The organism is Opitutia bacterium ISCC 52 (assembly GCA_014529675.2).
Lineage (GTDB): Bacteria > Verrucomicrobiota > Verrucomicrobiia > Opitutales > UBA2995 > UBA2995.
The window spans coordinates 1,547,292-1,561,690 of the sequence record CP076040.1; the positions used below are offsets into that span (position 1 = coordinate 1,547,292).

At 48.0% G+C, this 14,399-nt stretch carries 8 protein-coding genes; 4 read left to right on the forward strand and 4 right to left on the reverse strand.

The annotated features are described in order from the left end of the window. Position 1: 1 nt before the first annotated feature. Entirely contained in the window at positions 2–430 is a 429-nt protein-coding gene (locus GA003_06755) for a hypothetical protein (GenBank protein ID QXD29664.1), read from the reverse strand. Positions 431–629: 199 nt separating this feature from the next. Then, positions 630–2,123, reverse strand: a complete 1,494-nt coding sequence (locus GA003_06760) for a sulfatase (GenBank protein ID QXD29665.1) — start codon at positions 2,121–2,123, stop codon at positions 630–632. Between the two features lie 144 nt (positions 2,124–2,267). Between GA003_06760 and GA003_06765 the strand changes: the two genes are divergently transcribed. Then, positions 2,268–3,479: a PQQ-binding-like beta-propeller repeat protein gene (locus GA003_06765; protein QXD29666.1), complete on the forward strand. Its 1,212-nt coding sequence runs from the start codon at positions 2,268–2,270 to the stop codon at positions 3,477–3,479. Further along, positions 3,476–3,928: a PQQ-like beta-propeller repeat protein gene (locus GA003_06770; protein QXD29667.1), complete on the forward strand. Its 453-nt coding sequence runs from the start codon at positions 3,476–3,478 to the stop codon at positions 3,926–3,928. The genes GA003_06765 and GA003_06770 overlap by 4 nt, the downstream gene beginning before the upstream one ends. Positions 3,929–4,110: 182 nt before the next feature. On the opposite strand, the gene GA003_06775 is transcribed toward GA003_06770, so the two are convergent. Further along, positions 4,111–5,190: a LacI family transcriptional regulator gene (locus GA003_06775; GenBank protein QXD29668.1), complete on the reverse strand. Its 1,080-nt coding sequence runs from the start codon at positions 5,188–5,190 to the stop codon at positions 4,111–4,113. A gap of 236 nt (positions 5,191–5,426) precedes the next feature. Beyond that, positions 5,427–6,824: a sulfatase-like hydrolase/transferase gene (locus GA003_06780; protein QXD29669.1), complete on the reverse strand. Its 1,398-nt coding sequence runs from the start codon at positions 6,822–6,824 to the stop codon at positions 5,427–5,429. A gap of 280 nt (positions 6,825–7,104) precedes the next feature. Here GA003_06780 and GA003_06785 point away from each other — a divergent pair, with 280 nt between their 5' ends. Next, on the forward strand, positions 7,105–10,575 hold the full coding sequence (locus GA003_06785; GenBank protein ID QXD29670.1) for a TonB-dependent receptor plug domain-containing protein: 3,471 nt from the start codon (positions 7,105–7,107) through the stop codon (positions 10,573–10,575). Positions 10,576–10,896: 321 nt separating this feature from the next. Next, positions 10,897–14,397, forward strand: a complete 3,501-nt coding sequence (locus GA003_06790; protein ID QXD29671.1) for a TonB-dependent receptor plug domain-containing protein — start codon at positions 10,897–10,899, stop codon at positions 14,395–14,397. Positions 14,398–14,399: the final 2 nt, after the last annotated feature.

Here is a 14,399-nt window from a genome sequence, read left to right on the forward strand (position 1 = left end):
GCTACTTAATCCAACCCTTGTTCTGGGATTGGCTGGCGTACCAGGCCAGGAAAGCGGCGACTACCAATGGTATGACCATCATCATAAGGAGTTCGCCAGCGGAGAACTGTACTTTTCCCGCGAGATTAAAATTTGGTATCAGGTGAATCATTACGCCTAGAAGAGAGGCCACGAATAAATACAGCGCTGCGGCTTTCCGCATCATAAGTAGAATGCAACCAATGGCTCCGCCAAACACGGCCAACGCAAATGAGATGGTTCCCCAGATTGGGCGACCGTTAATGATGGCTTGGTGCGATTCTGCCATCGAAGCGACCATTTTAGGACTCATCTGGCCGAAGAAATTGATGACACCCATCAGATTCCAGATTAATGCAAGAACAGCGACGAGCCAGAAGCTGATGTGGGGTTTGTTTGAGCTATCGGTCATAAAGAATTTAAGGAGTTAACCACGAATGGGCACGAATGAACACGAATAAGTTAAGGAACTGGGAAACCGTAAGATACGTTTATTTCTCCTTTTATTTTCGTAAAGTGGTTTCTCCTTTAATAGTTTAAGATAGAGCTGTTAGAAAAATTCGTGTCAATTGGTGTCCATTCGTGGTTAATTTTTTATCTGCTCAACAGATTCACCACTCGAGTCGTTTTTCGTTAGGACTCAGTTTGCCTGGGGTGCGTAGATTATTGCCAGTGGTTTTCGTTAGCTTGTCGCCTAGCTCTTCGCGGTAACGGTCCGCGGCGGCAGAGAGTTGTTTGAAGATTCCAGGATACTGGTCTTTGACATCGGTGGTTTCTGCTGGGTCGGCATCCATATTGTAAAGGGCCAGTTCAGCCGTGTTTGAGTCGTACTTAACAGGGAAACCATCTTTACCGCCTGGGCGTCCATTGAGTGCGCTATATCTGTGTGGGAAAACCAATTTCCAACTTTCGGAGCGTATTGCTTGAAGCTCACCTCTTCCATAAAAGGGAAAGAACTCATGGGGTGTTGCATTGCTCCCTTGGAGGAACATGAGGCTGCGAATATCTTTTCCGTCAATTTTGTGAGCAGGTAGCTCGGCACCGATTAGCTTGGCGATGGTCGGAAGTATATCTACGGTTGAGCTGAGAGCGTCGCAATTCGTGTTGGCGGGGATACGCCCCGGCCAGCTCATGAGGGCAGGAACCCGGTTTCCGCCTTCCCAGTTGGTGTGTTTGAAGCCGCGGTAGATGCCAGCGGAACCCGCATGATCTCCATAGGAGGCCCAATGGCCATTATCGGTTGTGAAAATAACGAGTGTGTCTTCTCGGATGCCATGATTCTCAAGGGACTTGATGACTTCGCCGACTGACCAGTCCAGTTCCATGACTACATCACCGAAGAGTCCGGCTCCGCTTTTTCCCAGAAACCGGTCGCTGGCGAAGATGGGCACGTGGACCATGGAGTAGGGCATATAGATAAAGAAGGGCTGCTCGTGGTTTTTATCGATAAACTTGAGGGCTGATTCCGTGGCCCAACGGGTGAGCAAGGCTTGATCCTCGGGTTGGAGGTCTGGGTTTACTACCTCCTCGTCCTTCACGAAAGGGAGGCGTTTATAGACTTTGAAGCGCTCAGGGTCATCGGGAGCCAGGTGTGCGTATCTAGGGTGTTGGGGCCACATGTCGTTTGAGTAGGGGATGCCTTCGTATTCATCGAACCCTTGGCTTGTGGGTAAAAACTTTGGGTTATGTCCGAGGTGCCATTTGCCATACGCCGCTGTAGCATAGCCTTTTTGCTTCACGAGCTCAGCAATGGTCATTTCGTTGGGATTGAGCCCTTCGATGGCCTTAGGGCTGTAGGCGCCGTTGATACCCAAGCGGACGTTGAGAACTCCTGTCATCAAGGCTGCTCTGGAGGCCGAACAAACCGGGGCACTCACGTGAAAATCAGTGAATCGTCTGCCGCTATCCGCCAGAGCGTCCAAATGGGGAGTCGGGTAGTCGCGGGCACCAAACGGGCCAATATCGGCGTATCCCATGTCATCTACGAAAAATAGGACGATATTGGGTGAATTATCGCGGTCTGACGCGGCTTTCAGGCTGATGGATGAGGTTGATAGCCCCAGCAAACACAGGGTAATTAGAAGTCGGGTAGCTCTTGATGTCATTGACCAAACACTAGGTCAGGCGTGGCCTGGAATACAATGCGCGATTGGCGTAAATTTGTAAAATTTGGCCATATCAAGCTCATTTTTTGTTTCTTACTGTGAGTTGCTTTTTTCAAAAAGCATTTTTAGGAAAGTGCTATGTTTATGCGTGGAATCGTGTTCACATCACTCATTTTAGCCAGCCAGCTCGCTTCTGCGGACTGGACGCAATGGCGTGGATCTGCAGATGGGCAGGGCGTCATCACTGGTAAAGCACCGGTCACAGAATGGTCTGAAACCAAGAATGTGATTTGGAAATCTAAAATTCATGGTTCGGGGAGTTCTTCACCCGTGATTGTGGATGGAAAGATTTACCTGACAGCCGCTGACCCCCAGACAGATAAGTTTTTCCTGCACTGCTATGACCAAAAGACAGGTAAGCAATTGTGGGAGCGAATCGCGTTCTGGGGGGAGCCGCTCGAGAATTTGCATAAAAACAACACGCACGCTTCAGGATCAGCAGCTACCAATGGTGAAGTGATCACCACGCTTTTTGGGCTCAAGGATGCGCTTTGGTTGGCCGGTTTTACCTTAGATGGTAAAAAACTGTGGGATGCGGAAGTAGTTAAAGTTCAATCTCAGTTTGGTACCGGAACCAGTCCTGTAGTTTACAAGGACAAGGTGATTGTTATGAACGACATGGAGCCGAACCAGATGATTGTCGCCTACGATATTAATTCAGGCAAAAAACTCTGGCAGACCCGACGCAATGAAGCGAACAAGTCCGGTTTGCATAGTTACTCCACTCCTCGCTTATTTAGTGTTCAAGGAAAAGACCGTCTCGTAACCACGGGTTTGGAAAAGGTGGTAGTCTACGACCCTGAAACTGGGAAAAAAGATTGGGAGATGGATGCGGGATCTAATGTTACCGTCGGAACACCTTTGATTAATCGCCGTTACCTTTACGTAAACGGGGGATGGCCTCAGTCGGGATCCACAGCAATTGATTTGCGGAAGAAAGAGGTGATCTGGAAGAATCGGGTCAATACTTACATCTCTTCGATGGTTTTTTATAAGGACCATATTTATGGTACTACCAACCGAGGCGAATTCTCCTGTGTAGATGCAAAGAATGGTATAGTGGTTTGGAGAGAGCGTTTCAAAGAAGATGTTCAGGCATCCCCATTTGTTGCGGGAGGGCATATTTATCTGACTTTGCGCGGTGGGGTGACTAAGGTTATTAAGGCTGATGGAGATAAGTATGTTGAAGTATCCGAAAATGAGATACGGGGGACGACGGATGCAACACCGGTCGTGATTGATGGCCTGATTTATTACCGTGGAGACGATACGCTTTATTGTATCGGAAAGTCGTGAATACGAAATGCGCTTCGAAAAATTTAATAGTGCTGGTAAGTCTTTTAAGTCTGTTAAGCACGGTCAAGGCCTTTCCCAGTGATTGGCCCGAGTGGCGCAGCAATGGTCTGGATGGCGTTGTCCGGGAAGTTGGGTTTCCAAAGCAATGGTCGGCCGACGAAAATATTCTTTGGGAGGTAGACTTACCTGCACCTGGAAACTCATCTCCCATCGTTTTTGAAGATCGGATATTTGTTACTTGCGCAACTGAAGACGGAGCTGAGCGAGGACTACTTGCTTTCAATCGGGGAGACGGAAGCTTGCTCTGGCACCGGAGTATTTCGTATCAAAACGACGATCCCACTCACGCAAATACATGCGCTCCCTCGTCAATCAGTCGTCAAGCTCGACATCTAGATCCCATCAGAGCCGCAGAAAGAGCTCGCGGGTATGATGAACTCACCGATTAGCGATTGTGGAAAAGTGCCTGTTATGGGATTTCTAGAGTAGCACAGGCATCTTGCCTGTGTATGTTCCGCAAACTAACGCTTCCGATGAGCTTTAGTTTGGTCAGGAAATCCAACCCAATCGATTGCGAAACAAAATCCTTGTTCCACTACACAGGCAAGATGCCTGTGCTACATCCATAAATCTACCTAATCGTAAACCCTTCGACGAAGTCGCCACGAAGTACTGTCGTTCGTGGTTTAGTCAGCTCACCACGTTCGTTGTTATACAAACGTTCCGACACAATGTTAGTTGCTACCTCTGCCATTTCTTCGTGGCATTGGCGATAGCCAGAACAACCATCGGTGCGTGATGACCAGTTCAAAACCATGTAGCCAAATTCATCTGGAACTTTGTAACCCAGGCTCGTGAAGTAATCTAAGATTTTGGAGCGAAAGGTGATGATGACATCCGGCTTGTATTGTTTGTGCCATACGTGCATGGCTTCGTAATCCGGTTTTTCAAACAGTAGCTCGGGTTTATGTATGTGTAAAATGGGTACGCGGTCTTTTTCTTTGATGAGCCTATTTTGATATTCCAGGAAACCTGCGTTCCAAAGGTGACCGCCTCTTGTCTCGTTTTCAGAGTCGGTGATGAAGCCTGGGCGTTTGTAGCCGCGCTCGCTTAAGAAATCGAGGATGTCCTGCATGCACCGAAAATTATCGTAGAATACGCTGGGTATGTTTCCCAAGGGATCGGAGAATCCGATTGAGGCGACTGCAAACGGAGACCAGTCTAGTTTTAATGGCGTATCTGAGAATCGCATGGGTGCGAGTACCAGGCCAGAAATTTGACGGTTTAATAGGACTTGTTGAATACGTTCATTCGAATAATAGGCTAAATCGAATTCCAGAAAATCAAAATCAAAGCCGAGGTCTGAGGCGCGTCGCTTACAGCCTTCATGGAATCGACTGCCGATGTGCCATTCCACGCGTTTGTCTTCACGCTGTTCATCATAAAAAGTAGAGAGCAGCCCTATAGTGGGCATGGAGCTTTTCCACTCTTTCGACCTTCGAACCCGCGCCATATTTGCATTAACCAGTGGATTATTCCGGTAGCCCATTCTCTGGGCTATCTTCTGGATGCGTTCTCGTGTGATGGCCGGTATCCGTGAATTATTTCTCAGTGCAAGTGACACGGTTGCTTTGCAGACACCAGCGGCTTCGGCTATGTCCGCAAAAGTGGGGCTTTTTTTGGAGCTATTCTGGAGTGATTTCTTGCTCATAGGGGTATTTGGCTGAAAATAAGGAGACTGAAGGAGTGATTTACTTCCAATTCAATAGAACATACCTGTGAATGCAACTTTTGAAACTTCCAAGCGAATTAAGGGGTAGGGTAACAGGTTGAAGTTGAGCCGGATTTCCGGATTGTTAATGCTTCTCGAGGATGTGGTTAGCTCATTTCCAATTTCTGCCTTTTAGTATCTATCAAATACCAGCCTCTTAAGACCCATTTAAAATGTCACATGGGTGCGATTCGTTTAGATCCCACATTAGTGGTGAGGTTTACGTGACTATTGAAACTCTCCAAAATTAATTGGTTCTTAATGGATTCGTAGTTCGTGTCATCCCATAAATTATTGAATTCCCAGGGATCTGTTTCCAGGTCAAAGAGTTCACCTAATCCATGGTCGTGGTAGACGACCAACTTGTAGCGCTCGTTTCGGTGCATGGTAGCAAAGGCTCCACTGCCACCGGTAAAATAAGGATCCAAGGCATCAAAATATTCGCAGCGGGCATGGCTTCGTATCTGAGCGCCCGTGTCATCGCTTTTTAGATAGGGCATCAAACTCTTTCCCTTGTGATAGTCTGGGATCTCTAATCCAGCTAATTCTAGCAAAGTTGCTGAGAGGTCCAGGAGTTCTACAAGTCCTGAGCACTGCTTGTTGCTGTTAAATTGATTTGGACAGGAGAAAATAAGCGGAACCTTCACGAGTCCTTCGTAAAAGCGACACCCTTTGAACATAAGACCATGATCGCCTAATGTTTCGCCGTGATCCGATGTGAAAATGATGACCGTGTTTTCCCGTTGGCCTGTTTCGTCGAGGGCTTTGAGTATCCGGGCAAACTGATCGTCGATCTGGGCGATCATCGCATAGTATTTAGCCTGAGCTGATTTGGCCTGATGTTCTTCGGGGGATCGAACCTCTCCCTGGAAATCTACTTTTTCCAAGGCTTTCTGGTTCTTGATATCGGATTCCTTAAAGTAAGGGCCGGGCATATCTTCCGGATCGAACTGGGCGTCATACTCGGCTGGTGGAATGAAGGGTGGGTGAGGATCGTAGACATTGATGTTTAGCATCCATGGCTTTCCATGATCCTGAGAAATATAGTCGATGGCGCAGTCCGAGGCCCATTTCGCTTGATGGTATTCGGGACGGACGCGTTCTGGTGAATTTCTCATCTCATCCAAACTCTGTCCCTGCTCGCGAACCCAGTCTGCGTATTGATGAGCGCCTTCGGGCCAATCATCACGTGGGGCATGGGAGTGTTGCCAGTAAGTGAATCCATCATTCAGTCGCGGTTCAGGCCTTCGGCCAGCGCTGACCAGGTGGAATTTTCCAATCAAGCCACAGGCATAACCCGCATCCGCAATCAGCTTGGAGATGAGTGGAATATCTTCGGGGAATGTGTCGTTCCCGTTCCGTGTATTTCTCGTTCGACTCGGATAGAAGCCAGTCATCAGGCTGGCTCGGCTCGGTGTGCAAATGGGGCTTTGGCAATAGGTGTTGGTAAATGAAACGCCATCTCGAACGAGCTGATCCAAGGTGGGAGTTTTCACATGCACATTTCCTAGTGCGCCGATGGTATCAAAGCGTTGTTGGTCAGTACAGTACCAAAGAATATTTGGGCGTTTCATTGAAGGGCCATGGGGTGTTTTCAGATCATCACTGTGGATCAAAAGGCCGTATCGAACGATTTAAATGCTGCTAAACGCGTTGAATGCCTAAGATTTGGATGATAAATTTTAATTGGCAGAATTTATTTTGCTAAACGCGTTTAGCAGATGGCCTCTTGTGGTTTTCCGTGAGAGAACGATTTTAGTTAACGAACTTAGAATTAAAGCCCCGCACTACCTCTTAGACGATTTCTATGCAGTTTTCTTAACGCTCCGCGGGGTTAAAAGCAAACTTCTACTTATGAAAGCAATACACCCAAAAGATTATATTAGAATACTCTTTGTACTCGTTTTGTCCTGCGCTGTTATTAGTCAACCGTTGCTGGCTCAAAATGAAGACGAAGAGGATGTATACACCTTGAGCCAGTTCCAGATCGATGAATCTGAAGTTCAGGGTTACTTGGCTACCAGTACGCTCGCTGGTACTCGTATCAAGACGGACTTAAAAGATTTAGGCTCCGCGATTTCAGTGGTGACCGAAGAATTCATGGACGACGTATCGGCCACGGATGCCCAAACGCTCCTGTCCTACACCCTGGGAACGGAAGTGGGAGGATACCAAGGTAATTTTGCCGGTGGCTCGGAACAGCGACAGTCCCGCATTTACCTGACCGATGAAAGAGTCAATCCCCAACGAAACCAACGGATTCGTGGTCTCGGATCCGCTGACTTAACCCGCGGATTCTTCCTCTCCGACATTCCTTTTGACACCTACAATACCGAACGGGTCACCGTCAGTCGTGGCCCCAATTCTTTGCTCTTTGGTATTGGTAGTCCGGGCGGGGTCATCAACAACGCCACCAAACAAGCCTTGCACGGAGAAGAGTTTGGTGAAATTGGTGTTCGGCTCGACAATTATGGTAGCTGGCGCCTGAGTTTCGATTATAATAAACCTCTGATTGAAGATAAGCTGTCTCTCAGGGTCGCCATGCTTGAAGAGAGTATGGAATTTAAACAACAACCTGCCTACGAGGATCAGTCTCGCATCTATGCGGCCCTGGACTGGATTATTGCTGAAGGTAACGGCAATCTGACGCGTTTCCGGGTCAATTATGAAGACGGCGAACAGGAAGGTTCTCCCCTGGAAGTCATTCCACCTACCGTGGCCTACCATAACTGGTTTGAGCCGATTTCTTCGAATATTTCTCAATACACTGGTGTGGAGGCCGATCCGTGGGTGATTTCGCCCAGCGAAGGGGGCACGTGGCAGTTTCAGGCTCTTCATGATAATCCCCTGGTAACCCAAAATGATGAATCCAAGGTATTTACCAATGTGCACCCGACCATTTTCCGTCACGTGGGAATCAGTTACACCACCCGCGGGGCAACCGTTCCAGATGTAGGTGGCGGTCTTGGCCTGGGCGGCTATAACGGCTTGATTCCGTGGAGCCCGAGTCGAGACACACTGGCCAGCACTGGCCTAGTGGGCACCCCGGTTGCTCAGGGCCTCCCGGATGACACACCGGTGGGCGGTTTTCGGGACTGGCATACGGTCAGCCCTTATGCTGAGGGCTATGCGACGGGTTTCGTGGCTCCCACCCTGCAGAATCGCGATGTGTTCGATTTCTACAACCACATGTACAGTAATGGACTGGACAATGTTGTCCGTGAATTTGACGCCTTAAATATCGCACTGGAACAGAGCTTCTTTGATGGGAAGGCCGGTATTGAAGTCGCTTTTGACGAACAATCTTATTTTACCCATGAGAATTTCCCTTTTTCAGGTGGTAACGGTACCAGTTCAGCCGGACCCTACGATATTTATGTGCACAACTCAGTTTACCTGACCAATGGACAGCTCAATCCAAATCTTGGCCGGGCCTACACTCGGGTTCGAGCTCCACAACAGTTTTATAATTGGAGTGATCGGGAAACCTTTCGTATCACCGCCTTTGGCGAGGTCGATCTATCAGAAAACGACGGTTTCTTGGGTTGGTTGGGACGTCACCGCTGGACCGGACTCTACAACGATTACTCCCTGGATACGTTTATGCGGAACACAAAGGATCAAGGGGATAGTAATGAGATCGATATGAATTCCACTCAGCAGGCCGGCTCTCAAGGACTAAGACACGGCCGGCGAAATGTTAACATTATGGCCTACACCAGTGAGCAGTCATTGATTGGCGTCCAGTCCATGGATGATGTGCGACTTCACCCCATCGATTTTGTAATGTATGAACCAGGATTAAGCTATAATTACGCCTGGGTGGATACAACGGGAGCAGGAGACCGCATGATTCACACCAACGAAGTGTTTATTAACCGCATGTTATTTAATGAAAACATCAACCAGACCAACATTGAAGCCAAGGCACTTGCCTGGCAGGGTTACTTCCTGGACGACACCATCGTGGCCATGTATGGATACCGCGAAGACGATACGGAAAGTTTTGCCAGAAACCCGGCATCTGAAGCGAGCGCCAGTCAATATACCTCTATAGGGGAATATAATCCAGAATTCACAAAACTCTCTTCTACTCCAGCACTGGTGGAAGACGGCGACACCCAAACCTGGAGTGTCGTAGGCCGCCTGCCCGAAAATCTGTTAGGGGAGATGCCCTTTGATTTTCAAGTCCACTGGGCCACATCGGAGAATTTCAATCCGATCGGACTGCGCAATAATGCGTTGGGTGAAACCATTGGTCAACCCACTGGCACTACCGAAGAATATGGCTTCCAGTTCAGTTCGAAAGACAACCGATATGTGATTAAATTAAACTGGTTTGAAACCCAACTAGCGAACGTCAACGCCGGGGTTAATTTCAACTTGGCTAATCACGTGTTCAACCGAATCAACGAACACCGCGACGGTGAGCAAAGTGGCATCGATTGGAATGAGCACTTGATACGCCTTCCCGGAGGCGCAGATCCGGCGGGACACCCTATTCAAACCTACGATCAATGGTATAGCGCCACTTTGAATTCCATACCTTCAGTATTGAGAGACATTGTCAGTCCCCAGCAGGTGGATAACGACGGAGATGGGATGTGGGATGAATATCAATTTGATTCCATTCCCAACCTTCGTTCAACCCGGGATCAAAAGGCCGAAGGTTTTGAAATCGAATTTGTGGCCAATCCAACCGCGTCCTGGCGTTTGATGGCCAACATCGGACAGCAAGAGACGGTATTTTCTAATACCGCTCCCGTCATGGCTCAACTTACACAGGAATACGTTGCCGCTATCGAGGCCAGCCGTATGGATGAACTCCAAGAGGATGGAGCCTTCCAACGGGATGAAGAGACTTACAGCATTAATCTCGGAAGAGGTATCAGAGGTCCGATTGTTCAAGCCAGAGCTCTTGACGGAACCGTATCCAACGAACAGCGCGAATGGCGCTTTACCGGAGTAAGCACCTATCAATTCCGGGAAGGAGCACTAGAAGGCTGGGGAGTTGGTGGTGCCGTCCGCTGGGAAGACGAAGCAGCAACCGGCTACGTATTCAGTGTGGATCCCGAGACCGGTGCCCCGCTTCCGGATGTCAATCGTCCCTATTACGATGATGGACTGTTCAGTGGAGATCTTTGGTTTACCTACAACACCATGATTTGGGATGATAAGGTAGACTGGCGCCTACAGTTGAACATCCGCAACTTGGTCGGTGAGAGTGGAAACATTCCGGTCAGAACCAATCCGGACGGACAAGTGGCTGTTATTCGTATCCCCAATCCTCGCACGGTTTATCTTTCAAGCACCTTTAAGTTCTAGTCTCGTTTATAGTCTATTAAGTTAATTTAGCTCCGGGTATTTTATAATATCCGGAGCTAAATGTTTTTAGGAAATGAGGCAGGATACTCTCAAAATGCTCCTGTGGAACCATGGTTCTGTGTGTATTGTATAATCCTTCCTTGGTAGGTCGATACGGATAGAATCAGTTGTTAAACGTGTTTAGCAGATGGTGCCTTGAGATTCGCTCCGAACGTTAGATTTTAGAAAGTGATCATCCCCAATTCTACCTCGAATTTCTACAACAAAGCTTACCCCGACCTCTCAAACAAGGTCCGACGTACCCAAAACAAACTCCTACTTATGAAAACGATACTCCATAAAGCGAGCAAAGCGCTTGCCTATGTACTGCCGCTTTTTTGCGTGATCGTGATGCCCTTTGCATCCGCTCAAGAAGACGATGATGTCTACAATCTGAGTCTGTTCCAGATTGATGAAGAAGAAACTCAGGGTTACTTGGCTACCAGTACGCTCGCTGGAACGCGGATTAAAACCGACCTGAAAGATCTAGGTGCTGCTATCTCGGTGGTTACCTCTGAATTCATGGATGATATATCCGCTACCGATGCTCAAACGCTCTTGTCTTATACAAGTAATACGGAAGTCGGCGGCTTTCAGGGAAACTTTAGTGGAGCCCAGGCCAGCAACCGAAGTCGTTTTGTTGATAATGACTCGAGAACTAATCCCCAACGTAACCAACGTATTCGTGGGCTAGGTGCCGCTGATTTGACTCGAGGATATTTTCTGACGGATATCGCTTTTGATAGTTACAACACTGAGCGGGTAACTGTCAGCCGTGGACCCAATTCACTACTTTTTGGTATTGGTAGTCCTGGTGGTGTGATCAATAACGCGACAAAGCAAGCCATTCACAATAACAACTTTGGTGAACTGGGAATCCGTTTTGATAACTACGGCAGTTGGCGCGCAGAAGTTGATTATAACAAAGTAATAGTCGAAGATCGGGTCTCCTTGCGCGTTGCACTTTTAGAGGAAAGCCAAGAATACAAGCAGGAGCCAGCGCACGAGGACCAACATCGCGTATACGCTGCACTGAATGTCGTCTTATCTGAGAATGAAGCGAGCGACTTTCTGGATGCCACCATTTTTAGAGCCAATTACGAAAGAGGTGAGCGCTCAGGTTCACCGGTGGAGGTTATTCCTCCATCTGTTGCATACCATGGTTGGTTCGAACCTACTCCCTCTTCGATTTCACAGTATACAGGTTCAGTGCCCGCCGCAAACGCTCGTGCTCCTGGCGATGGAGGAACCTGGGAGTTTCAAGCTCTCCACGATGATCCACTTCATATTGGTTCTGTGGGAAGTAGTGAAGCCGCCGTTGGTACCAATGTTCACCCCAGTAATTTTCGCCACAATGCGATTTATTACCCCGGAAAAGGCGCTCCTGCGAATGTAGGTATTCCTGGATCAAACATTCAAGGTTACACGTCCTTGATCCCATGGAGAGCTAGCCAGGGTGATACCATAGACAGCACAGGATTAGCAGGTAGTCCGTTGGCTGCTGGATTACCAGGCGACACTGGGGTTAATGATTTTCGGGAATTTGCTACCAATAGTCCTTATGCCGAATCTTATGCTATCGGTTTTGCGGTTCCTACCTTAAGGAACACAGATGTATTCGATTACCGAAACAAGATGTATACCAACGGATTGGACCTGGCGATTCGTGATTTTGATGTAATGAATTTAGCATTGGAACAAAATTTCTTTAACAATAATGCCGGTATCGAAATTGCTTACGACGAACAAAGTTACGATACTTATCAGGACTTCATCTTTTCGGGAGGACTCCAGCATAGTAGTCGTGGAGAGTATGATATTTATGTCATGAATTCCACCCACTTGATCAATGGTCAGCCTAACCCAAATCTGGGTCGTGCATTTACCGCTAACGCGGGAACTCAACAACAATTTGAGCAAATTGATCGTGAAACATTTCGGGTCACGGCTTTTGCCAAACTTGATTTAACAGAGAACGACGGGTTTCTTGGAATGTTGGGGCGACACACTTTTACCGGCCTCTACAACGACCATACCAAGGACCGTCATTGGTGGACCAACAGAGACGCGACGGGCAGTGATGAGTTCTCTATGAATTCAGCTATGCAACACCAACTGGGTGGAGGTCGCAGAAATACCAATCTCACAGTATTTACCAGTGACTCTCTTATTGGAGTTCAGTCCATGGATGATGTTCGCCTTTATCCCATTGATTTTCCAAGACCACAAGTGGGAGATACCTTTGAGTATTTATATGTGGATACCACTCCCGCGAGTAATGCAAATAGCAACGGTATTAGAGACCGCAGTCTTAAAACCGGTACTATTTATACGACTAGCTACTTGCAGGACGAAAACATCAGCCAAAACAGCATCGAAGCGAAAGCTTTCGCTTGGCAGGGTTACTTCTTGGACGATCACATTGTAGGTCTTTATGGCTGGCGCGAAGATGACACCAAGAGCTTTGCCCGTGCCAATGCAACTGAAGTTGGGTTTTCGCAGAGACTGCCAGACCTGACGCACAATCCGGATTACGCACGACTTTCCAATACGCCTTCTTTGGAAGAAACCGGGGATACAACCACTTGGAGTGTAGTCGGTCGTTATCCAGAAGTCTTATTTGGAGAGCTTCCATTTAATCTCCAAGTGCATTATGCAGAATCCGAGAATTTCAACCCGATTGGCCTTCGTAATAGTCCGCTGGGAGTTCCTATCGGTCAGCCTACTGGTACGACTGAGGAATATGGATTTCAAATTTCCTCGGATGACAACAAGTATGCGATCAAGTTTAACTGGTTCGAAACGAGATTAGCGAATTCTAATACAGATCCTGCACTTACAACAAACTTCGCGAACCATGTGGTTGGTCGAATCAATGCGTACCGCGATGCTCAGCAAGGAGGATTCACTTGGGCAGACGAGCTAACTTGGGTAGAAGGTCCTCTAGAAAGTTATCCGCATCAGAGCTTCGAAGAGTTTTATGCCGCTTCATTGGCTACCATTCCTTCCGAACTCGCTTCTGTTGCTAATCCTAGACCTGTTGATGATGACGGAGACGGGGAGTGGGATCGTTATGAAACAGACAGCATCCCCAACGTTCAGTCTACTCAGGATCGTGTCGCAGAAGGATTCGAAGTTGAGCTCGTAGCTAATTTCACTCCGAACTGGCGCATGATGATGAATATCAGTCAGCAGGAAACGGTTCAGTCGAATACCGCCACGATTTTGGCAGGGCTTGCAGAAGATTATGTGTCTGCTGTTCAATCAGCTCGACTCGGAGAAACCGAACAAGATGGATCCTTGGGAGCTGACTCAGAAGCCTATGAAGTTTCACTGTTGGGCGGATTGCTCGCGCCTATCCGCGGTGCCAAAGCTTTGGATAATACCGCTTCGAACGAACAACGTGAGTGGCGTATTACCGGTGTAACCAATTATGAGTTCACTGAAGGTCGCCTGGATGGATTCGGTATTGGTGGAGCCTTCCGTTGGGAAGATGAAGCAGCTACCGGTTATGTATTTCAACTCGAGCCCGAAAGCGGAGTGCCTGTTCCTGACGTAACACGCCCATATTTTGATGACGGTCTGTTTAGTGGGGACCTGTGGTTCACTTATGGACAACGTATCTGGGATGACAAAATTGATTGGAGCATCCGGCTCAATATCAGAAACCTGGTGGGTGAAAGTGATGACATTCCAGTGAAAACTAATCCCGATGGTCAAGTGGCTGTAATTCGAATTCCGAATCCACGCACTGTCTACCTTTCTAATACTTTTAAGTTCTAAGT

Coding starts and splice junctions, on each gene's coding strand:
- GA003_06785 (QXD29670.1), top strand. CDS start 7,105: ATGAAAGCAATACACCCAAAAGATTATATTAGAATACTCTTTGTACTC.
- GA003_06755 (QXD29664.1), bottom strand. CDS start 430: ATGACCGATAGCTCAAACAAACCCCACATCAGCTTCTGGCTCGTCGCT.
- GA003_06760 (QXD29665.1), bottom strand. CDS start 2,123: ATGACATCAAGAGCTACCCGACTTCTAATTACCCTGTGTTTGCTGGGG.
- GA003_06765 (QXD29666.1), top strand. CDS start 2,268: ATGCGTGGAATCGTGTTCACATCACTCATTTTAGCCAGCCAGCTCGCT.
- GA003_06775 (QXD29668.1), bottom strand. CDS start 5,190: ATGAGCAAGAAATCACTCCAGAATAGCTCCAAAAAAAGCCCCACTTTT.
- GA003_06790 (QXD29671.1), top strand. CDS start 10,897: ATGAAAACGATACTCCATAAAGCGAGCAAAGCGCTTGCCTATGTACTG.
- GA003_06780 (QXD29669.1), bottom strand. CDS start 6,824: ATGAAACGCCCAAATATTCTTTGGTACTGTACTGACCAACAACGCTTT.